The organism is Enterovibrio makurazakiensis, assembly GCF_050336585.1.
Lineage (GTDB): Bacteria > Pseudomonadota > Gammaproteobacteria > Enterobacterales > Vibrionaceae > Enterovibrio > Enterovibrio gelatinilyticus.
Genome location: NZ_JAKJSE010000009.1, coordinates 186373 through 208765 on the forward strand (window position 1 = coordinate 186373; position 22393 = coordinate 208765).

14 protein-coding genes are annotated in these 22393 nt (G+C 45.2%); 4 read left to right on the forward strand and 10 right to left on the reverse strand.

The window, feature by feature from the left end:
- The first annotated feature begins 1 nt into the window (after window position 1).
- Both L4D06_RS08005 and L4D06_RS08010 read left to right on the forward strand, forming a co-directional pair.
- Window positions 2–556 (forward strand): hypothetical protein, encoded by a 555-nt coding sequence (locus tag L4D06_RS08005; protein ID WP_429738692.1) that lies wholly within the window; start codon window positions 2–4, stop codon window positions 554–556.
- Window positions 546–7523 (forward strand): RHS repeat-associated core domain-containing protein, encoded by a 6978-nt coding sequence (locus tag L4D06_RS08010; protein ID WP_429738693.1) that lies wholly within the window; start codon window positions 546–548, stop codon window positions 7521–7523. Before L4D06_RS08005 ends, L4D06_RS08010 begins: the two co-directional genes overlap by 11 nt.
- Window positions 7524–8445: 922 nt before the next feature.
- Here the strand turns inward: L4D06_RS08010 and hchA are convergent.
- Window positions 8446–9297, reverse strand: a complete 852-nt coding sequence (gene hchA / locus L4D06_RS08015) for a glyoxalase III HchA (RefSeq protein WP_429738694.1) — start codon at window positions 9295–9297, stop codon at window positions 8446–8448.
- 57 nt (window positions 9298–9354) lie between these two features.
- Entirely contained in the window at window positions 9355–10296 is a 942-nt protein-coding gene (locus tag L4D06_RS08020; protein ID WP_429738695.1) for an NADP-dependent oxidoreductase, read from the reverse strand.
- Between the two features lie 155 nt (window positions 10297–10451).
- Between L4D06_RS08020 and L4D06_RS08025 the strand changes: the two genes are divergently transcribed.
- The gene (locus L4D06_RS08025; RefSeq protein WP_429738696.1) at window positions 10452–11384 is read left to right on the forward strand and encodes a LysR family transcriptional regulator; all 933 of its coding nucleotides are present in this window, start codon (window positions 10452–10454) and stop codon (window positions 11382–11384) included.
- Window positions 11385–11486: 102 nt separating this feature from the next.
- Here L4D06_RS08025 and L4D06_RS08030 read toward each other — a convergent pair whose 3' ends face one another.
- The 3 genes from L4D06_RS08030 to L4D06_RS08040 form a co-directional block, all read right to left on the reverse strand.
- Window positions 11487–12023, reverse strand: a complete 537-nt coding sequence (locus tag L4D06_RS08030) for a hypothetical protein (protein ID WP_429738698.1) — start codon at window positions 12021–12023, stop codon at window positions 11487–11489.
- Between the two features lie 246 nt (window positions 12024–12269).
- Window positions 12270–12407: a hypothetical protein gene (locus tag L4D06_RS08035; RefSeq protein ID WP_274162730.1), complete on the reverse strand. Its 138-nt coding sequence runs from the start codon at window positions 12405–12407 to the stop codon at window positions 12270–12272.
- A 465-nt stretch (window positions 12408–12872) separates the two neighbouring features.
- Window positions 12873–13754 carry an NmrA family NAD(P)-binding protein gene (locus L4D06_RS08040; protein ID WP_429738699.1) on the reverse strand — a complete coding sequence of 294 codons (882 nt, stop codon included), beginning with the start codon at window positions 13752–13754 and terminating at the stop codon, window positions 12873–12875.
- A 98-nt stretch (window positions 13755–13852) separates the two neighbouring features.
- Between L4D06_RS08040 and L4D06_RS08045 the strand changes: the two genes are divergently transcribed.
- Window positions 13853–14761, forward strand: a complete 909-nt coding sequence (locus L4D06_RS08045) for a LysR family transcriptional regulator (protein WP_429738701.1) — start codon at window positions 13853–13855, stop codon at window positions 14759–14761.
- Between the two features lie 141 nt (window positions 14762–14902).
- Here L4D06_RS08045 and sigZ read toward each other — a convergent pair whose 3' ends face one another.
- The 5 genes from sigZ to gshA all read right to left on the reverse strand — a co-directional run bounded on the left by sigZ (window position 14903) and on the right by gshA (window position 22276).
- The gene (gene sigZ, locus L4D06_RS08050; RefSeq protein WP_274162731.1) at window positions 14903–15448 is read right to left on the reverse strand and encodes an RNA polymerase sigma factor SigZ; all 546 of its coding nucleotides are present in this window, start codon (window positions 15446–15448) and stop codon (window positions 14903–14905) included.
- 60 nt (window positions 15449–15508) lie between these two features.
- The gene (locus tag L4D06_RS08055; RefSeq protein WP_429738727.1) at window positions 15509–16960 is read right to left on the reverse strand and encodes a glutathione synthase; all 1452 of its coding nucleotides are present in this window, start codon (window positions 16958–16960) and stop codon (window positions 15509–15511) included.
- Between the two features lie 76 nt (window positions 16961–17036).
- The gene (locus L4D06_RS08060; protein ID WP_429738702.1) at window positions 17037–18821 is read right to left on the reverse strand and encodes an ABC transporter ATP-binding protein; all 1785 of its coding nucleotides are present in this window, start codon (window positions 18819–18821) and stop codon (window positions 17037–17039) included.
- On the reverse strand, window positions 18811–20694 hold the full coding sequence (locus L4D06_RS08065; RefSeq protein WP_429738704.1) for an ABC transporter ATP-binding protein: 1884 nt from the start codon (window positions 20692–20694) through the stop codon (window positions 18811–18813). The genes L4D06_RS08060 and L4D06_RS08065 overlap by 11 nt, the downstream gene beginning before the upstream one ends.
- Before the next feature lie 43 nt (window positions 20695–20737).
- Window positions 20738–22276 carry a glutamate--cysteine ligase gene (gene gshA / locus L4D06_RS08070; protein WP_429738705.1) on the reverse strand — a complete coding sequence of 513 codons (1539 nt, stop codon included), beginning with the start codon at window positions 22274–22276 and terminating at the stop codon, window positions 20738–20740.
- Between the last annotated feature and the right edge of the window lie 117 nt (window positions 22277–22393).

Sequence of the window (22393 nt, forward strand, 5' to 3'; positions counted from 1 at the left end):
TATGCACATTCGTTGGTTAGTTGCTATCACCGCAATTTCAGTACTATTAATCGGTGTTGCTGTCACCGATTTCGATTCTTATGACAGGCCCCCCTCATCCCCTTATTCTCAAAATTCGAGTTCAGATAGTGAATATATTGGTGTGGATAGACCCCTCGTTGCTGCGGCTAAAATTGATATTTCGGAGGATGCGAAATATGAAACAGAGAGCGAAAGACTTGAAGCTGAAATCATCAAATCTGCAAACTCTCTAGCCGTAGAAATCACGCAGGCCAAAGAAAAATTAGATATTGAAACCGCCCAAGCACTATCAAACGCTGAGTCTCCAGACGTTGTTCTCTCGAGAGCTTACAAAATCATGGAAGAACTCGAAAAACAAGGCATTGATTTTCAACAAGACCCCTCTTCACTTTCTAGTTCTGCCACCAATGCTCCGATCACGAAGGAAGTTGTTGTAATTGCACAAAAAATCAAAGAAATAGAAACGGATCTCATGGACATTGAACATCGTTTCAACAACTTGGGCGAGAATAAGGAATATTCTGATGAAAACTAAGATAATTTCGCAAATCGCTCTCCAGTCGCTAGCTTTGGTTTTCGCTTTTCAAACACAGGCTTCGCAAGTAGGCGAACTGAGTGGCTCTCCTTCCGTCGTTCAGGGGAAAGCGAATTACCGGATAGATATGCAATTGCCACCTGGAGTAAATGACCTTGTTCCAAACTTGTCAATTGATTACCGACAAGGAGCAGGTAATGGGGCGCTAGGATTAGGCGTTAGCTTGTCTGGTTTATCAACGATTACCCGCTGCACCGAAACACTAAGAGATGATGGAAATCAAGGAGGGATCAGCTTTGATCATTCCGATGCATTTTGCCTTGACGGTCAACGTTTACAACTGGTTTCCGGTAAGCATGGAATCGGTGGCAGTGTCTATCGTATGGCTCACGCCCCTCAAACTAAGATCGTAGCAAATGGTAATGGCGCTTCTGCCCCATTGATTTGGATCGTTTATTCACCCGACGGCTTCATCTCTAGCTATGGCACCCGCAAATATTCCAAGAAGACCATTAATGGCCATGGCTTAGAATGGAAGATTTCCAGACAAGTTGATCGCTTCAAAAACGCCATCAACTATCGCTATAACCATCACAACGGGCGTATTTACATTAATCAAATTGATTACGCCGATACCATACTAGATTTTCAATACTCAGATCGTGATGACAAATTAAATGGGTACCATTTTGGATATAGTGAAACCTTAGGACTAAAGCTTGATAGCATCCAAATGACAAAAGCTGGCAGCCTGCTAAGGTCGGTCAACTTAAGCTATGAACCTGTCGATTATGGCGCGATATCCTACACACGATTGAAAGCTGTTCAGGCTTGTGATGCTAACTATAACTGCATGCCAGAAACGACATTCGAATGGGAAAGCAACCCGCATGCTGGCGAAGAACCATTGCAAAAAACGCTGTTCCCTATCGATGAATTTAAAGGTTTTATTACTGGCGATATTGATCGGGACGGCAAGGCCGACATCTGTTATTTGAATGACGGTCTGTATTGTGGATTAAGTCTCGGCAAAGGCTCATTCAGTTCCGCGACAAAGTGGAGCAATGATTTTATGGGAGAAGAGTGGGACGAAACACAGAACTACTCTTCCCTTTCATTTATCGATATCAACGACGACAGCTACCTCGATGTTTGTGCATTCAACGAAACAGGTTTTTTCTGTGCCCTTAACGACAACGGCACGAAGCTCAATGCGGGTAGATATTGGAGTACTAACTTCACGATAAATGATGCGTCAAGACTATTGGATGTGAATAATGATCGGTTGATTGATGTTTGCAAAGTCGATAAAGCTGGAATCTCTTGTGCAAATAATACTGGGGCGGGATTATCTAGCGATTATCAGCTTCATAATCAAGGTTTTACACTTGAAAAAACTTACAATAACATCCCCGTTTACCGTGTAAATGAACCTGTAAATATGCCACAAAGCAATTTTGTGGACATCAATGGTGATGGGTATGTAGACATCTGTGGTGTTAAGTTGGATGGTGATTACTCTTGCTCGCTAGGAAAACGTTCAGAAGGGTCGTTACAATTTTCATCGCCAGAGTCATGGGCTACGGGTATACCCGTGGGTATCAAACACGCATTAAGTGCACCAGTCTTATCAGAAGCAGAATACGATTCAGACGTTAAAGTCTTAGAGCAACTTCAACGCACTTTAAGCCTGTCCGATTTGAACAATGACGGATTGCCGGAGCTTTGTTACCGGAGAGACTCACAGTTAGTCTGTCACCAAAACACAGGTGTAGGATTTGGTAACGCAGAAGCGCGAATCACGCTTAACAGCGTTCATTTTGAACAAACCGACTACGTGGGCGCAGTAGAAGCATCCATTATGTTGACGGACAAAAACGGTGATGGAGTTAGTGATTTCTGTTATATCGCAGGCGAACAACTCTATTGCGGCTTCGGTAATGGCAGACATTTTTCCCAACCGACACTGATAACGACAATACATGCAGACCTTGAGCAGATCGATCAGCACATCAGTTTTGCATCCAATTTTGTGCGAAAAGTTTTCGGCCTCAAAACAACTGTTCATGCGATGGCGCTGAGCAATATTTATGGTCCATTCAAACAAGGTGTAGATACCAATGATGATGGTCGACCAGGTGACTGCTATCGATCAATTTCAGGTTTGACTTGTTTGTCATATGAGGTTGAACCTCTTGCGATATTGAAAAAGGTGACCAGCGGCTTCGGCTCTGCGAGCACTTTTCAGTATCTCATGTCATCTTCTTATTCTGTTTTCCGAGAAGAAGACGCTACACGAAGTGATCTTATTGGCCTATCACCAACGCTGAAGCTTGTATCTCGACTTCATCTTGACAATGGCATCGGCGGTCAAAACACCACAGCGTACTCCTATGTTGGATATCAGGCCCATCCAAAGTATGGGATATTAGGATTCAATGAAATTAGAAGCACCGACCTTGATAACGCCACGACAACGACGAATAAGATGTCCATTCGTGATGATTTTACGAGTTATGTTTCACAACGTCTGGTTGAGTACTATTACTACACATTATCTGACACCACCTTTACCTACGATGAACACCCTTCACTGATTCCTGGTAAGCCTTGGTATTTACTGAGCAACATACAATCAACGAGTCAAGACCGACGCGGGAAATTGCTCAAACACACGACAACAGATTATCAAGATTACGACAAATTAGGTTATCCAGAAACTGTATCTGTAGCCATTGAAGATGGAAATGGGGGGGTGTTTACTGAGACTAAAACAACTATCTACGCACACAACAAACTTCGCTGGATTATTGGAAAGCCCGTTCAAATATCCGTAACAAAATCAAATGGTGGTGAACCACAAACTCGAACAACATCTTTCGAATATGATGACATAACAGGCGCTTTGAATAAACAGACCATTGAACCTGGCCATCCTTTATCACTGACACAGACATTTACTTATAACTCAAAAGGTTTCAGGACGTCCGAGTCGTCGTCATCTAATGAAAGCACTCGCCATAGTACCACCGAATATGACACGTTAGGGCGTGTAACAAAGCACACTAACGCTCTTGGTCACTCAGTATCAACGACATATGACAGCGCGTGTGGATTACCCTCTTCAGTCACGGATGCGAATGGTCTAACAACCACGTTTGAATATGACAGCTTCTGTCGAGAAACTAAGCAGAATTTTGCCGATGGTAACTGGGTTGAACATGTTTACGAATGGTCAGATGGAGCCGATGCTGGGTTTGACACTCAAGGTTTGGTGCTTGGTGACAGAAGCATATTCATGGTCACAGAACAAACGTCACAAGGCAGCTCATCCACAACTTACTATGATCGTCTCTCTCGAGTAGTCCGAAAAAAATCGCTCAATGGTGCAGGCAAAACGGTCATCGTTGACATTGCTTATGATAGAAAAGGAAGAAAGGCCGGAGAAACAATCCCTTACTTTGAAGGTTACTTTCCCGGAGATGCTACGTACTGGGTGAAGACGTACTACGACTATATCCACCGCCCTTGGAAAGTCACACAGCCTACAGAGAGTGGTGGTCTTCTTGTCGCAAAAACTGTTTATGACGGACTAAAAGTCACAACAGATGGTCCAGGTAATTTCACCAAAAGTGAAGAAACAAATGGACTTGGTCAAACCATACGTGTTGTAGAAAACGATACATCGATAATCGAATATACTTATGACGCCTATGGCAACCTCACCCAAACGAACACTAACGGTCAAATAAGCACAGTATCGTATGACCAACTAGGTAACCGTACCGAGATAAATGATCCCGCAATGGGTTCTTGGCATTATGCCTTCAATGCGTGGGGCGACGTTATCTCTGAGGAAGATGCTAACGGAAACAAGATCAACGTAAGTTATGATGAGATAGGCAGAAAAATCGTTGAAAATCGCCCAGAGGGCAATAGTGTCTGGCAATATGACGCCGCTCGAAAAGGTGTCTTAGATAGCGCAAGTTCCTCATCTAGCCAAAGAACGTACACTTATGATGAACTAGGCCGAACCGCTACCATGACCTTGTCTATTGATGGCAAGGAGTACACAACAACATATCAATACAATGAAGATGGACGTTTAAGCCGTATTCATTACCCTTCCGGTATGAATGTTGATAAAGACTATGATATCAACGGATTTATCAAGCGTATGAGTATCCCCTATTCAGACATCTGGGATGCGCAATACATACAAATCGAAAATGCGCTAAAAGAAACCTCAGAGCGCATCATAGAAATCGAGCTTGAAGCCTATGGCTTAGAAAAAAATGCACAAGAACTAATTGGAGAAGCAAAACGCCTACAAGATGCAGCCGATATCTTGATGGAAAATGCTGACGATCATGAAGAAGCCGCCAGTGAACTCTATGCTAGCGCCCGCTCTCTGTTTAGAACATCAAAAATCAATGCAGACAAAGCAACAGCGTACCGAAACACCGCCAGATATTACTGGAATCGATTCGGTAGCCGCGTATTCGACAGTTACGATGTTAAAAACGGTTATGCATACTACAAATACGATAGATGCGTAGATAGTAACTGGAAAGGTTGTAAACGAAGAGAGCACTTCACGGCGCAAGTGCCACTTTGGATGGTTTCTACCAAATACTGTAGTAACGGTAAGTTTGGTTATTTCTGTTATCACGGCCCTCAGAATCAAATCAATGTAACGCAGGTATATAACAGCTGGGCGAATCATTACCAATCGCTCGCAAACACCTATAGGAACAAAGCTAAGCATGCCGCAGATCAAGCGAGTACGTACACGAATTTGGCGCAACAAGCGGATGCTGATGCCCAACAAATGCTTGAACAAGCACAAACGAATCTCGATCTAGCACGGAAAGAAACCGACCTATTGTCAAATTTGACGTCCGAGTTGGATGATCTGGTCGAAGCAGAAAAAGAACTTCAGGAAATTCTCGACGACCGATTGTCCGATGAAACAACAGAAGTGGTTTGGGTATCAACCAGTCGAGATCAATTTGGAAGAGTATCTGGTGAACTATTTGGCAATGGCTATCTGACGCGCAGAGACATCGACAGAGCTAGAGGCACTGTTAATCGCATTACGACCGGAATTGGTGATAAGTACATTCGCGACATTGCATACACCTACGACGAACGAAACAATGTCCTTAGTAAGTTGAGTGATATTCGGGACGAGGATGAATTTTATCAATATGACGAATTTGATCGTCTCACAAACTGGATGCACAGTGATAATAAACTAGTAAGCACTACCGAACGTGACTATCGTTATGACGTATATGGAAACCTCATCCACAAAACGGGAATAGGTGACATAGCGGCGAAAGCAAACGGTCAGTTGGAAGGTGCCTATCGGTATGATGCAAATGGAAATATGCTCGAGGGTCGCGGCAGGTTGCTAACATGGAATAGTTTTAACAAAGCGCAAACAATCAACACCAATGGATCACTCGTTCGCTATGAATATGACAGCGAAAAACAGCGTGTTAAACAAACAGCAGATGGTGTAACAACTTATTACATAGGCCCTGACTATGAGCTAGAAATATCTGCAAATGAAGATGGTGAGTCGGTCAAAACAATGCGACACCGCTTTATAGCCGATGGTCAAGCAGTAGCAGAGCATGTAAAGATCATGATTGGAGAAGAAAAGCAGATAGACAGAACAGGTTACTTCCATCGGGATGCATTGGGCTCAGCAGATCTGGTGACCGATCAAAACGGATTGATACAAGTTGAAAGAAGCTATACACCATTTGGTGAATTGCTGGCAGTTGCGCAACTTCAATCAAAACCGTTGTTCCTGAATGAAGATCTACGGGGTTTTACCGGGCATGAAAATGTAGGCAACGGAAATTTATCGTTGATCAACATGAACGCTCGGCTCTACGACCCTGTACTGGGTCGGTTCTTAAGTGCTGACAGTCTTGTCCCCCACCCTGACATGAGCCAAAGCTATAACCGTTATGCCTATGTGTATAACAATCCAATGAAGTACAACGACCCTACTGGTCACTTCGTCAATTTTGTTATTGGAGCAGTGATTGCAGTATTTGCCATGACGTTTGAAAATCCGACCATTCAAATGATTGGTATGGTCGTCGGTGCTTACTTTATGGGGCCTCTCACTTTTGGCGCTGACTCAGTAGTGTTGTCTGGAGCAACCGTTTCGTTCACGACAAATTTCATTGCAACCGGTGATCTAGCTAGCGCAGCCCAAGCCGGCGTGATAGGGGGAATTTCTGCTGCAGCGACATGGCAAGTTGGCCATGGTTTTGGGAAAGACTGGAATTTAGCCGGTCAAGCTTTAGGGCATGGTGTTTCACAAGGAAGCTTTACTGCGATCCGTGGTGATAGCTTTAAGCAAGGGTTTATCAGTGGTGTCATTGGTAAATTGGGCGGTAAATTGGTTCATGAAAATTTAAGTGATGTTCATGCCACTGTTGAAGTAGCAGGTATCATCGTGGTGTCTGGCATTGCTGCAGAGGCAAGCGGAGCAAATTCGAATGACGCTATTTTGCGCTCAGCAATGAGCGTAGTGACCGTATATCTGTTTAATGACACCGCACGCGCTTGGGAAACACGTGCAGAGGACGAATTCAGCTCGGCTAAATTTAAAGATGGTCTAAACAGTGTTAGTGGTGCAGCAGACAAAGTTGCTACTGCATGTTTCGTGGTGGGAGCCTTCACATGTGCTGCTCCCGCAAGTGCTGTGTCTTTGGGCTCTTCTGCAATGGCAGTGTCTATTGATATAGTTGATGGTGATGGGATAAAAGAGGCCACGGCTGCAGGTGTAGTAAATACAGTTGGAACAAATTACTTGACTGATAAAACTATTGAAGTATTGCCGCCAAAATATGAACTTCCTATTACATTAGGCTCAGAGGCATACGGTAAAATATCGGGATTTATGTTTGATGAAGCTGCTGGGAATATGGGGGAAAAGTGAAGCAAAAAAGAGCTTTGAGGGCAGAGTCCCGCAAATTACCTAACCAAACGGTATCAATCTTATCGATACCGTTCATGTTCATGTTTGTGGAGCAAAGAGAGCCAATGATATTGGTTCTTGCCCTTGTCTTTTTTTGCGGTTTCTTCTACAAGCATTGCAGGTATTTGTTTAAATTTGATCGTTGGTACCGAAAACAGATACTAGCGATCTGCTCTGTCACAGTAATCGCTTGTTTTCTTATCAGTCCCAGTGTTGTCGCTATTTTCTCGGGGGCTTGGATGTTTGCGTTAGCCATGAAAGCAAATGAGAGATACAAAACATTAGATTTCTAATGCCCTTGTGCAATGGCGTTCTTTTTTAAACATATACCCAAGCAACCTGAAGATGCAGGATTCAGCGAGCTTTACTGACGTTATGATCAAGGCGTCCCTTTGCCGATGTAGTGAGCTCCATCAAAAAGGGACAACACCGAGCATGGCGTCAGTAAACTCGCCCGAAGGGAGGCCCTCAGAGCGTCCACTTCATCGTTAAATTCCTGTGATATAGAATGACTATTCCTACAAAAATTTGCCTTGAATTGAACACTCTGATGGCCTCTGAAATCGAGCATCTTCAGGTTACTTGGGTATAAAATAATAAATCAAAGGCAGTTGCTCTCCTGCAACTGCCTCCGTTGGATTCACTGCAGAGGTAAATTTAGCGAGCTTCCCCATCACTCAAGGTCAATGGCTGCAATAGTGTAATGTGGTTAACAACATTACACTCATTCAGTAGATCAAGCTTGAAACTGGCATGCTATGTTGAGAGTGCATAAAAACAACATTTTCTCTATCGATCACGTAAAGATTAGATAGACGATGTCTCTTTCGTCTGTCTCTTCTCTCACTGTTCACGACATGACCAAGATAAGTACAGGTGAACCTTACAACGCATCTAACAAAGTGCTAGCGGCTAACTTCCCAAGTGCATCTGCAGCCTGAGGACTTGCACCTGTAATAAGTTGTCGGTCTACACAAACCGTGTTGTCAGATTTGGTGTTCATCAGGGTCACACCCAAGCTCTCAAGTTTCTTGCTCAAGCCCAAAGACATTTTGCCCGGTAAATACCCCAACTTTGGTGTCATATCATCAACAGAGTCTGGGAATACCGCCATGTTGTAACCGGCATAGAGAAATTCTTTTCCCTCCAATGCCGTAGCAAGCAAAGAAGCAGGACCATGGCAAAGTGAAATAGTGAATAAGCCATTCTCGTTTGCCCAATGTAAGACTTTACCCACATTAACGTCATCTGGAATACCCAGCATAGCGCCGTGTCCACCCGGTACAAAAACCGCTGCATAGTCATCACTCTGGCTCAACGAGGTGCTGACGAAGTCCTGCAATGAACCGGGTTGTTCAAAGCGTGATTTGTACTCGTTGTAGATTGCCTTAACATTCTCGTCTTTCTCTGGGAATGCCCACATTTCAAATACAACGGGTTTACCCGTAGGGGTAACGATATCAAAATCGAAGCCTGCATTTTTCAAATGCAGCATAGGCAATAAGGCTTCAACTGGGTGGTTACCCGTAGAGAACAGTTTGCCATTTTGCATTTCCATGTTCTTTTGTTCGGTGAAAATCACCAACACTTTTGAACGGTGACCTTGGTACGGTTTATAGCTAACGTGGTCGTATTCCGTTTTGTCGGAAGTAGCTAGCTTCAATGCCAGTTTTGACGGTGAATAAGACCCGTCTGATTCGAGCTTTGGCGCAAGGCCCAACAACTTTTTTAACATATCCCAATTCCCTTAATAGCAGTTTGCTAGAAGGGGCATCACAGCCCCAATGCGACATTACGCAGAAACATTAATAATAATCTTGCCTTGCGCTCGACCTGTCTCACTGCGTGCATGAGCTTCAGCCACTTGATCTAAGGTGAATTCGCTATCAATGTTTACTGTCAATTGACCCGCATCAGCGAGTGTAGCTAACTTTTCCAACTGAGCACGGTTTGGCTGAACAAAGCAAAAAGAAGCCTTCACACCAAATTCTGCCGCTTTATTTTCTTCTGGTGATTTAGCAATCGACACTAAACGCCCGCCGCTTTTCAGCGTCTTAAAGCTGTTATCTTGTGTTTCTCCACCGATGGTATCAAACACGACATCCAAGTCTTTAAGTGTTGAAAAGTCTACTTCACGGTAATCAATTACATGATCAGCACCAAGACCGAGTACAAGTTCAGAGTTTCGTGAAGAGGTCGTGGTATATACCGTTGCTCCACGTAACTTGGCGAACTGAATGGCAAATTGACCCACAGCGCCAGAGCCGCCATGAATAAGTACGCACTCGCCAGCTTTCAATTGAACGTATTCGTCCAATGCTTGCCAAGCCGTCAATGCGGCAAGTGGCACACCCGCCGCTTCTTGCCAACTTAGTGAATCAGGTTTAATTGCCACTTCATCAGCAGCCACCGTCACGTACTCAGCATAGGTGCCGTTGTTGGCAATTTCTGGTCGGCTATAAACCGAATCGCCCACAACTAGACTTGTGACATTTTCACCGATCGCCACGACTTCACCAGACACATCCCATCCAAGTGTTAATGGGAGCGTATGATTGAGCAAAGGCTGCAAATAACCTTCTCGAATTTTCCAATCAACAGGATTTACCGACGCTGCACGCACTTTGATCAATACTTCGTTTGCCCTGGGTGCTGGAATCTCAACCGTGTTCAGCGCCAGCACATCTCGACCGCCAAAGTTGTTAATCTGTACTGCTTTCATCACATTGCTCATCAATCATCTCCTTGGGTTTTGTTTATATACCCAAACTACCTAAAGGCGCTGAGCATCAATGTGAAGAAATAATACACACCCTTTACTGCCTTGATTAGATACTAAACCATCACTATATTGTTTACTTAAAAGAAACAATTAAAGCGATCATGGCAATGTTAAACGAAAAAATGCAGGAATTGGTTCTATTTTCTCACATAAACCGACAAGGCAGCTTATCAGCGGCAGCACAGCATTTGGGGATCAGTCGATCCTCCGTTAGCAAACAACTCGCTGCACTGGAAAAAAAGATTGGAGCACGACTTTTCAACCGAACGACGCGCAAAATCATGCTCACAGACGTTGGGCGAAAAGTACTGCAAGAGGCTCACAATGTTGAATTAGCACTCCAACGTATCGAACACATTAGTGAAGACTCTCGCTCCGTAGTGGCTGGAGAACTAACGGTGTCATGTCCCGCCGCACAAGGCCGAATACACATTGCGCCATTAATGACAGAATTTCTAAATCGCTATCCGAGTGTATCGGTCAATTTGCAGTTAGAAGACCGCGTCGTCGATATGGTTGCCGAAAACATTGATGTGTCAATTCGTGTGGGGTATTTGCCCGACTCAACGTTAATTGCGCGGAAGCTGAGTGATGTGTCTTGGGTGCTTTGCGCCAGCCCAACCTATTTAGAGACTGCACCTTCATTAGATAAACCGTCAGATTTACTCAATCACCCTTGCCTCTACTATCGCAGCGCCAAAGTCACGATGAATACCTGGTCATTTAGCAGTAACGACGGTGAAGAGGAGATCACAGTGTCAGGCCCCTTTGCCGTCAATGATCCTGGCGTTCTGGTCTCGGCGGCCTTAGATCATGCCGGAGTGCTACTGCTCGACAAAGGATTATTAGGGAGCACCATTGAAGAAGGCAAGCTGGTGCCCTTACTTGAAGAGTATCAAGCCATCGGGGGTCTTCCGACCTATGTGGTTTACCCTGAAAGAGAATACATCCCTGCGAAAACGAGGGCATTGGTAGACTTCTTATTGGAGAAAGTCCCAGCGGCTATTCATCGTGCCCACGAGATTCGCTCGCTAACCTAACATCGATGTCATCGGGCAGTTGTTTTTACACAACTGCCTTTTGCTGTTCACTGTCACATTAAGCGTTCGACAACAATCAGTCACAGCGCCAAAGCCCGTACATCACTCAAGAACAATAGAGATAAAATTCGTTTTATACGGCGCTATAGTGGCCTCTCCGGTCGCGTAATACTTTGTGCCCGTCTTATCTGATTTCACTTTGAAATAGTACTTGCCCGCCGCAACGGTAATAGTTTGATATGTCCCCTCGCTTGCAATGAAAATACTATCATCCGCCAGCCAGCCTTCCGGCGACACTTCAAAGAGATTCCCATTGCATTCCAAAGAGCCCGTTCTCGGCTGAGAGCAACTTTCGATAAACACTTCCGTTCTGGATTTTGGGTTTTTTACTGCTTTGGTCACGGTTATCGAACCATAGTCACGACTTGACCTTTCCGCGTCGTGAGTCCAAATAGCCTCTTTCTCTACGCTAAAGCCTTTATCATTTTTTACCACGGTGCCATTGCCAACTCCCCCCACAGAGCCTAAAACACCATTAATTGCGCCGTTAACACCATCGTTAACTACTTGTCCTAAATCTTTATTCGCGCAGCCGGACAGAGTTGCTGTTACCGCTATCGCCAACACTAATTTCTTCATACTCATTCCTTTTCGTTCTTTCTTATATCCAACGCCGAGAAAACATTACCACCACTGAAAGCACATGAGATGTCTCAAAATAGAGTTCAACGGCAACCAAAGAACTGGCGTTCACATAAGTCACTGTTTGCTGACAGGGGATGTTGTTTTTGCAGAGAGAAGTCAAAGAGAATGTCATCAAAGTGATACAAAAAGAGCCACAATAAGTGGCTCTATGACGATGTGACTAAATCACTCAAAAAACGGTTAGTGATGACCACCATTATGGCAATCAAAAAATGAGAGGCTTGGCATTGACCAGTTGTGTGTCAAATGCGTATCTAGCGCATACGCTGTACCTGTTAGACCGAACAGTACAAGTGCAGCAATCGCGAGTTTTTTCATTGAGTTAATCCTTCTTATTTTTTGCTTATACCCAAACAACGCAGCAAGTATCGTTATTTTCACTGCAAAAAGAAGGCAATTTACTTAGCTTTACGCTTTGTGACATTCAATGACATAGGGGTAAAAATCGCCTTCACCTCCGTTTTTAGCCCACATCAACATAAAGCTACTAATAGATATTTTTCTTAGCGTATTTTTGTTCCTTATTTGTCGTGTTTTCTTGCTAGCCATTGTCTGATGTTCCCCCCGTTTAAACGAGGGAACATCAAAACTTTGCTTAGACGATGAAGGAGCACATCTCTACTTCCTAGCCCGAGACGTGTATCAAATTATTGTATTCGAGCGCAGCCCCTCGATAATATTGCGCATTGATACAATGTTATCGGTGCCTTTAACCGTTCGCCGTAAACGAGGAATAGAGAGAACGTGATGATTAATCACAGTGGTAGCAGTATACGCTTTTGACTATATGTGCATTGCACTAACAACAGTATCAAGGGACACAGTTCCCTGTCGGCGCTCAATATTCGAGTTGCCAAAGGCTATATGTTTAGAATTAAGACCTTGGGTCATTTCAATAAAACCTGCAATAGCTACTGTTGAGAAATCTTGTCCAGAAATGAATTGTATCCAATCTGACTCCGGTATCGTAATTGGCTTTATCATTTTGTCTAATGCTTTAGTTAGAATCACAGCAACTTCATTTGGGGAATACCTATCTGGGCCTTCTAATTCAATGATTCTTGTCCCATCCCAATTTTCACATAATATTTCAGCGGCTATGCGACCGATATCTTCTGTCGCTATCATAGGCAGCTTTTGGTTAAGTGGGGCGAGAAAGCTAGGCAACTCCCCTTGTGTAGCAGCAATTTGTGCTAACGGCCCCCAGTTTTCCATAAAATAAGCGGCACGTAGATAAGCGATAGATAAATCAGTTTGATTTAAACGTTGTTCCAGTAGTCGGTTCATCGCTATCCACCCAGTACCACTTGATTGCTCTGCGCCAATGGAGGACAAGGCAACTAATTTAGGTAATTGAGCTTTTGTAGCAGCTTCTGCAATAGAGTGAGCCATACTTTCAGCTTGTTCAAAAAGGTTATCTAAATAGTACTGTGGGGGGCTCACTATATAAGCTCCATCAGCGCCGATTAATGCCTTGTAAAGCGAGGAGGTGTTAGTTAAATCTGCAATTGCCACTTCAGCCCCTTGAGCGGCCCAAATATCTCCCTTATCTTCATCACGTACAATAACGCGCACGCGCATACCGACATTCAGTAATGCTCGGGCAGCGGCGGCACCTGTTCGACCACTAACACCAGTAACAACATATAATTTTGATTTGCTCATAATTGGCTCTTTTTTATGTAATTAATGTAACAGTTTGGATACCCGTAATCTTATAAACTTGTCATACATAATGAAAATGCATATAGGTCATACTGGACATGTCTGAAGTGGATTTTGGTGGAGTAGATCTTAATCTTCTAAAGTTGTTTGATGCTTTGTTGAAAGAACGTAGCGTTACTCGAGCAGGTCAACGACTAGGGCTAAGTCAGCCCGCTGCCAGCCGGGGGCTAAGCCGACTACGTCGATTGTTAAATGACCCACTTTTCATACGTACATCGAAAGGTTGGGAACTAACACCACGAGCTATTGCGTTGTCAGAGCCTGTGACAAAGTTACTTGATGATGCCAGAACAATCGTTGCTCCCACCGCATTCGATCCAAGTACTGCATCGGCTAAATTTAGTATTGCAACAGCAGACCACATGGCGTTGCTGTTGATGCCAACACTTATTTCAAGGCTAGCAAAGTTAGCACCTGGCATTGACCTAGTAATTCCTGCATCTTCAGGTGATAACGTAGATTTGATAACTCAAGGGAGTGCCGATATCGCCATTGGGGTTTACGACGATTTACCAGCAAGGTTTCACAAGCGAACACTTTATGAAGAAGACTTTGTTTGTGTGGTCCGGCGTGATCACCCGGTTATTGACAGTAAATTAACTCTAAAGAATTACATTTCGTTATCACATTTAGCCGTGATAATCACTGGGCAAGGAAATAACTCGGTGGACATTGCGTTAAAACAACGAGGTCTAACGCGCAGAGTTGCTATGCAGATTCCACATTTTTTAGTTGCGCCTATGATAGTGGCTAAAAGTGATTTGATTCTATCGCTTCCTCGAAAGTTAGCTCAGCAGATGGCAATGTCGATACCTATCGAAACACTCGAATTACCACTAGAAGTTGACCATTTTTCACCATCTATAATTTGGCATGAGAGACATCACGGTGACCCTGCCCATGCGTGGTTACGTAGGTTGATTGTGGAAATAGGACATGAGATATAAGGTAGAGATACTATTTAACGGTCGATATATTTCATATCAATCAACCCCTAAAGCATCATCTCATTCAAGTGAGTCTATCAAGTCTGTGGCTATTCAAAGCGCTTCAATTCTTAAAGCCCATGGACGAGATTAAGACTTTGGTTATTGGCAGCGCACATCGCCTTTCTGACGCGCTTCGTAATCAATCACACTGCCATTCTTATCGAGCGATAATTCACAGCACTCGTGAAATAGAGAGTTAATCTTTTCTCGGCTTTTTTTAAGGCGTGATTTCAGCGTCGAGTAATTGATTCCCATTTCTTCTGCATACGCCTTTTGAGACTGTCCATGAAGCTCAATGGACGTGAGCATTTCTGCGTCTTCTTCTGGCAGCGCTTGAATAAAAGGCAGCAGGCAAGTGAGAAGATCTTCGCGCACTTGTTCCTTTTCTTTTTCAAACCAAAGATCATCATGACCAATCTGATTTGAGCGGCCCTTTTGACGATAGAAATCGATAATGGCGTTATTCGCCACCTGAAACAGCCAAGACTTCACTTTCGTCCTGTCTTTCACTTCATTGAGATGAAGATAAGTTTTCAACAAAATATCTTGCAACAAGTCATCGACATCATCAGGGTTCGACACTTTCGAATGCAGAAAAGATTTCACACTCGATTGGTATTCACCCCAAACCGTTTCAATTGTCATCGTTTCACTCTTTAAGAGCCGCGATCACTCGCGGCTATCGATTTTCATTGTCGACAAAGTCTATTCGATAAGCGTAATGGAATCTAATATCCCCTTACCGCTATGAATGCCACCTTCGTTTTCTCGTGCGGGTTTACTGCGAACTAGGTAGCCTGCGTAGCCATTGTACTCTGTGACAGGCGCGCCGTTAAAATAGGCCGTAAACAGACCAATCTCACTGACCAAATCATCCACCAGCGTTTGCTCGCCATTGCGCACGGCAATGGTCGGGCGCTCTCGTTCGTGTGGATATAACCGCTGCATCAATGCCCACGCATCATAATCTTCAGGCTTTAAGCTGGCGAGCTTATTTGCAATATCGTCCCCGAAGACACAGTGACCACCGCCCTCGCCTTGGTTTTTCAGTACCCAAGCGTGTTTGTCAGCATCTGATTTAAACCATTCGAGGGTTTGGGCGCTGACTGGAAGCATGTCTGCCAATACACTTTTCACTCGCAACGCTTCTTCTTCGCTCAATGCCCAACGGGTTAAATCTCGCGCCGTCATCATTGTAAGGAGCATCTGCATGGTTTTGCTGGTTGCCAGTTGTTGCCCTACGGTCGCGTTCACTGCCACATGGTGTTGTTCAATAAATACGCGGGTTTGGCTCAGCGCTTCACAACACTCTTCTTCGCACAATTCAGGCGCAAAATAGTCTGAGTATTGGTAACCGGCGCGTAGATATACCACATCAATCGCCCCAATGTCTTTCAAGATCAAGCGTTGGTTTTCGCCAGTCGATAATTGCGTCGCTAATTGATCAAACGTACGGCGTACCGTGCGAACACCACGTTGTTGCAATGCCACTTCCAATAGATGCTGGTCATAAACATTGTCTTCATTTTTTTGCACCACCATCAAGAACATGCGCTGCCCTTCGCCACCAAAATGCGCTCGAATTTCTTGCGCGGCAATAGCAATACCGTGCGCCAATTGGTCTAAACAGGCATTGTCTGCAGGGACAGCAGTTGGCGATTCTACCCATGCGTTATAGGTATCGGGCCATTGGCGGCGCATGTAGTCATGCAGTTCATTGGCACGTTGTCCAAAAGGCCCCATTCCCGCTGCAATACCATTGAATTCGATCACTTTCGCGCCTTGTTGACGGTCATCCATGTAATCGGTGCGCATCAAAAGGAGCGGCTTGCGCTCCGCCATTATCGGCGCGTGTTCCGTCCCGTGAATTTGCGCATGCATTTTCAGCAAACGGCCAAAGAATGGATCCGCGTTTGACATGCTGCGAAGTGATGACTGCAAAAAAGCGTGGTCTTCTGACACTTGGCTGATCAATTTGGTCAGCAACGGCGTCACATTCATTAGGTGGTCGAATACATGACGTTTCATGGTCATCGGTGCAAGGCTATACGGACAATGTCTCGCGGTTCCATCCGCATTTTTTATCGCCACGCCATGCATGATTTGCCACTGGCATGCTTCGTCTGTGATTTGTTTATCAACGATTGGAGAATTCACTGTGCTCACCTTACTGCTCCCTTCGACGCATGTTGTTTGTGTATTAACGCTGCGCATAACACCATTTGATGACGTTTCATGCTTTTGCCAAGCCGAGATGGGCATTTTCTGTTTCATGTTCTTCTTGTTCTTTCTGTGCAAGATATAACTCTCGGTACTCGCCAATTTGAGCCACTAGCTCGTCATGGGTACCGCGTTGAACAACCTTCCCTTTGCTCATTACTAATATTTGATCCGCGTTCTTAATGGTTGAAAGGCGATGCGCCACTGCAATAACTGTTCGTCCATGTTGAATATTTGATAACGCGCTTTTAACAGCTTCTTCGGTTTCGCTGTCAATGTTGGCAGTCGCTTCATCCAGCAAATAGATCTCGGGCCCATGAGCAAAAACACGTGCCAACGCAATCAGTTGCTTTTCACCCACAGACAATGATGAACCGCCATTGCCGGGTTGATGTTCATACCCTTCAGGTAAGCGCTCGATAAACGCTGATGCGTTCACTTCTCTGGCAGCATCAATCGCAGCATCTGAGCGGCTTTCACCCTGCATTAAGTCGATGTTCTCTCGAATGGATCCGCTAAACATGTAAGGGTCTTGCGAGACCAAGCCAAACAGACGACGAATTTGCGCATCAGGCAGATCGTCGATGCGTCGTCCACCCACCAAAATGTCGCCTTCATGATGCGGATAAAAACGCATCAGCAAGTTCACCACCGAACTTTTCCCACTACCACTAGGGCCGACAATGGCTGTGAACTGGCCACTTTTTGCCACGAAACTGACATCATCCAGCGCGTTAACACCCTCTTCATACGCTAAACGCACATGCTTGAACTCGATGTCTTTTTGCGGCGCAAGTTCGACCATCGGCGCATCGTCTTTTTGGGCGTGATGCACAGGCTCATCAAGGATTTCGAAAATGCGTGCGGAGGACACCAGCGCCACCTGCATCTTTCGAAGTTCCATCGACAGCTGCCTGAACGGTTCGAAGAAGCGTTCGATGTAGTTCAAGAAGGCGTAAAGCGTACCGACTTCGACCACGGTTTGTAGCGAAGCATTACCAAACCAAGCCACGATGCCAAGTGCGGTTAATGAACCCACCAAGCGCGTGAATGGCAGCAGCATCAAACTGTCTACGGCGATCGAGCGGGTGCGGAAGTTAAACCATGTATCGTTGTCTTTTTCGAAGCGCGCTTTAAACGCGTTCTCTTGGCGAAATGCCTGAACCAATGACATGCCTTGAAGCGATTCACTGATGGTGTTGTTGATATGGCTAATCTGAATGCGAATCCCATCAAACACGGGCGTCGACACCTTGCGGTAAATCTGCATGGTTGCTAGCAACACCGGAATCAATGCCAGGCTGATAATCGCCAAACGCCAATCCAGCAACGCTATCGCAATGAAAATACCCACGATGCGCAAACTTCCCTGAATAATAGTGGGAAAGGTCGACACAAACAGATCACGCAGCGATTCGGTGTCATTAGTAACATAAGACACCATACGACCTGTCGATAGGCGATCAAACGCCGCAATCGGCAGTGTCAATACATGACCAAACAGCTGCTTGCGAACATCGTTGACCACTAACAAGGCGCCATGTTTAAACGAGAGAGACTGCAAATACTGAAAGCCTGCTTGGCACATATAAAGCACCAACACGGCAGCGCTCAGCACGCCTAAGTGCTTCCAATCAAACTGCTGAGGCACGATCACTTCATCAATGATGACTTTTGCCAACCAAGGAATCGCCATTTCCGCTGATACAGACACCATCAAGAATGCAAAGGCGACGGCAAATCGCAACTTGTGTGGCAAGGTGAAACGGACGAGTCGCACCATAGATTTACTCAACATGGCTCACCTCTTCCACATTAGCGTTATTAACGTCGTGGTTGTCATGCGTGATTGACGTGTGTAACTGAACATGTGTATGGGCTTGGCGTTCATACACGGTGGCGTACCACCCCTTTTCTGCCATTAATGCCTGATGCTTACCGCGTTCAACCACCTTGCCTTGATCAAGCACGAGAATGTCATCGGCATGACGCAAGTTAGGCAAACGTTGTGTCACCAACAGCATGGACTTATGACCATAGTGTGTCTTCAAGTTCTGACGAACGATGGCCTCTGTTTTCATGTCTAGCGCACTGAATGGGTCATCCAAGAGCAAAATATCGGCATCCACTAACAATGCACGCGCCAACGCTATGCGCTGTCTCTGGCCACCTGAAAGGTTCGTCCCATTCTCACTGAGCTGGGTATCAAATCCATCAGTCATCGCTTCAATTTCCTGCTTGATACCTGCCATTTCGGCAACTAACGCGACTTCTTCGTCTGTTGCATGAGGTTTCCCCATGGCGATATTTTCTGAAATTGAACCTGAGAACAACAACGGCTTTTGAGGCACCCAAGCGAGTTTTCCCCGGAGTGAATCAAACGTCAGGTGTTCGGTATTTATACCAGCCAATGTGATCTCAGATTGCACATCGCTCAAACCGTATTGACGCATGATCAGGCTGATCAAGGTACTTTTCCCGCCGCCTGTTGGGCCGGTGATGCCAACAAAACCACCTGCTGGTATCGTAAACGCCACGTCTTTGAGTGCCGATATTGATATGCCAGAAGATGACGTATCAATAGTTGAGGTATCAGTAGATGAAGTGCCAATAGATGAAGCACCTACATATGAGGTGTAAGCAAATGAACGCACATTCACAGAAAGGTTCGAAGGGGCACCGTTAGGAATCACGGCGTGTCCTTCTACCACGTCTGGCTTTTGAGCAAACAACGCTTCAAGACGCTTCCAAGACGTATTACCACGTTGGAACACGTTGAACTGCCAGCCAAATTGCAGGAACGGACCCAGTAACTGCGCAAGGTACAAGGTGAAGCTCGTAAACAAACCAACGGTAATGGCATTTTCGCTGATCATCCATCCGCCATACGCAAGGGTGATGACAAACGAGGTACCGTAGATCAATTGAATAGTTGGCCCAAACAATGAATCGACTTTCGCAACATCAATGTTAGCTTCTAGCGTCTCATCCAGCTTTTCATCAAAACGCGCTTTTTGTCGCGGGTTAATGCCATGAGAACGCACGGCACGAATACCTGCCACAGTTTCACGCACTTCTTCGTTCAAGTGAGAAAATGCCTGCTGCGCGCGTCCAAAGTGTTTTTGCATACCTACGCCGTAACGATTGGTAACCAGTACCAATAGCGGAAACGGCAACAATGCGACGGCAGTAAGATGGCCGCTAACCAAAAACACCATGCCGAAGATCACGGTAAAGCCTGCAATTAAAGAATCCACCAACGTCATCACGCCATCACCCGCAGCGGATTCCACCGCATTCAGATCGTTAGTGGCGTGTGCCATTAAATCACCTGCTGTGTGCTTGCCATAGAACGACGGTGACATGGCTGTGAAATGCAAAAACAAATCGCGCCGGATCACACGGGAGACCTCTATGGCTGCCCCATAAAGCTGGCTATTCCACACATACCTGAGCGCATACATGGCGATCGCTGCGAAAAAAATACCCGCTAAGTGGGTCATCAATAATTGGCTTGTGAGCGCATCATTACTGATCGCATCAACAATACGTCCAATCAACCAAGGTGGTGCCAAGTTAAGTATCGCGACGGTTTGCAACGCAAAAAACGCGATCAGATATCGGCGAGTACATAGCTTCATGTAGCCGCGCATTTTCCAAATTAATTCCATGGGGTCATCTATTTGAATGAGTAGCTGAAGTTATCAATCACAGTTAGCAGTCACACGTAATGGCTGTTTTCTTCGTCAAGAACGTGCTGAATGGCAATTCCTGCGCATTCTCCAATTCGGCTTGTTGATCAAGTGACGTTGTCACAAGCTCATTGAGCTGACCGACGGTCTCAGCCGAAACGGGGTACGCGCTGTGCGTCAACATATGTCCTTCAGACAATCGTTGAACCAGTTCACGATAACCAATGTCATTAACTACCATGTCGGCCAGCATCATCGCAGAAGGCGTTAACGACATATCGGAAAGCTTCTGTTTTTCTAACGAAAGGCTCAACGAATACGCCTGCGTGTTGAAACCGCTATCAAACAAGGCGGCAACATTACCCATTGCACCTAATAGCGCTTCTCCTAATTCAACAAGCGACACGTCACCATCAACCGTAGGCAGCATGAGATCTGGTTTTCTTCCCATTGTTGTCACTAATTCAACACGCTGTTGAATCATTAATTGCTCCTCACGGGTCAATGATGGGCTCGGCGCGAGCGCACAATGCGTGAGGAAGAGATCGAGGAAATCGCTCTGGGTTTCACTCAGGCCCAGCGGCAAATAGGGATTGTTGTCTACCGTGCGAAGCTCAACATACTCAACACCATAACGACACATAGCTTCCAAAGGACGCAGTTCTGCATTCACAACTTTCGGTCTCACTGAGCCGTAGAGTTCGTTTTCAAGCTGCAAAATGGCGTTGTTTAGTTGCTGATTGTCATTCAAGTAGCGGTATTTCTCACTCGGCATCGCTAACAACGCTGAAACGCCTTTCAAATACGCCATTTTATCGTCGTAATTGATTGGATATTTCGATTGTTCGCTGTTGGTGTAACCCAAACTACTCAATCGCAGCGATGTCGCCCACGGCAGATAAAACGAGTGATCACCCATCGGTTCGAGTTGATGCTCTCGCCCTTCCAAATAGCTTTTATCCAGCGCAGGAGATGCACCAAATAAAAACGGAATTATCCATCCGTGACGCATCACGTTTCGGATTAGATGGAAGTACTTCTCAGACACATAGTCTGCAAGAGAAAGCTCAGTCTTTTCATACGCATACATCCCCTGCCAAAACGCTTCTGGCAACGAGAAGTTGTAATGAATTCCCGAGATAGTTTGCATCCGCTTGCCATAGCGATTCGCCAAACCTTGGCGATAGCGCATTTTCATCCTGGCCGAGTGCGACGAACCATATTGTGCTGGACTAATGTCACTGTCTGCTGGCAACACGGGTGGCAAGCTACCCGCCCACAACAACTCGTTTTCTGGCAATGCGCCTGCAACGAAATGATGCAGTGAGGACAAACAATCAAACATCTGCTTTTTGTTTGTATACGCTGGCGTGATCAGCTCAAGCTGAGCTTCGGCAAAGTCAGTGGTGATAAACGGATGCGTTAAAGCAGAACCCAAGGTTTTAGGGTGTAAGGTTTGTGCCAATGCGCCTTTAGGGGTTGTCCGAATGGTTTCCTTTTCAATACCGCGGCGGATGCCTCCTAGCGTGCCTACCAATATTTTTTCTAGTGTTTTCGTCATCTTTCTTATATTCAGCAATGAGTGACATAAAATCACCACATAAAACATGCGTGGTGTTTCAGTGTTCTTTACCTATAAGACGAAGACAAACGAGAAAAGACGACGAAAAGTGATATT

Bases quoted from the DNA above. Each gene is read 5' to 3' on its own strand.
- L4D06_RS08005 (WP_429738692.1), top strand. From the start codon at position 2: ATGCACATTCGTTGGTTAGTTGCTATCACCGCAATTTCAGTACTATTA.
- L4D06_RS08010 (WP_429738693.1), top strand. From the start codon at position 546: ATGAAAACTAAGATAATTTCGCAAATCGCTCTCCAGTCGCTAGCTTTG.
- hchA (WP_429738694.1), bottom strand. From the start codon at position 9,297: ATGTTAAAAAAGTTGTTGGGCCTTGCGCCAAAGCTCGAATCAGACGGG.
- L4D06_RS08020 (WP_429738695.1), bottom strand. From the start codon at position 10,296: ATGAGCAATGTGATGAAAGCAGTACAGATTAACAACTTTGGCGGTCGA.
- L4D06_RS08025 (WP_429738696.1), top strand. From the start codon at position 10,452: ATGTTAAACGAAAAAATGCAGGAATTGGTTCTATTTTCTCACATAAAC.
- L4D06_RS08030 (WP_429738698.1), bottom strand. From the start codon at position 12,023: ATGAAGAAATTAGTGTTGGCGATAGCGGTAACAGCAACTCTGTCCGGC.
- L4D06_RS08035 (WP_274162730.1), bottom strand. From the start codon at position 12,407: ATGAAAAAACTCGCGATTGCTGCACTTGTACTGTTCGGTCTAACAGGT.
- L4D06_RS08040 (WP_429738699.1), bottom strand. From the start codon at position 13,754: ATGAGCAAATCAAAATTATATGTTGTTACTGGTGTTAGTGGTCGAACA.
- L4D06_RS08045 (WP_429738701.1), top strand. From the start codon at position 13,853: ATGTCTGAAGTGGATTTTGGTGGAGTAGATCTTAATCTTCTAAAGTTG.
- sigZ (WP_274162731.1), bottom strand. From the start codon at position 15,448: ATGACAATTGAAACGGTTTGGGGTGAATACCAATCGAGTGTGAAATCT.
- L4D06_RS08060 (WP_429738702.1), bottom strand. From the start codon at position 18,821: ATGTTGAGTAAATCTATGGTGCGACTCGTCCGTTTCACCTTGCCACAC.
- L4D06_RS08065 (WP_429738704.1), bottom strand. From the start codon at position 20,694: ATGGAATTAATTTGGAAAATGCGCGGCTACATGAAGCTATGTACTCGC.
- gshA (WP_429738705.1), bottom strand. From the start codon at position 22,276: ATGACGAAAACACTAGAAAAAATATTGGTAGGCACGCTAGGAGGCATC.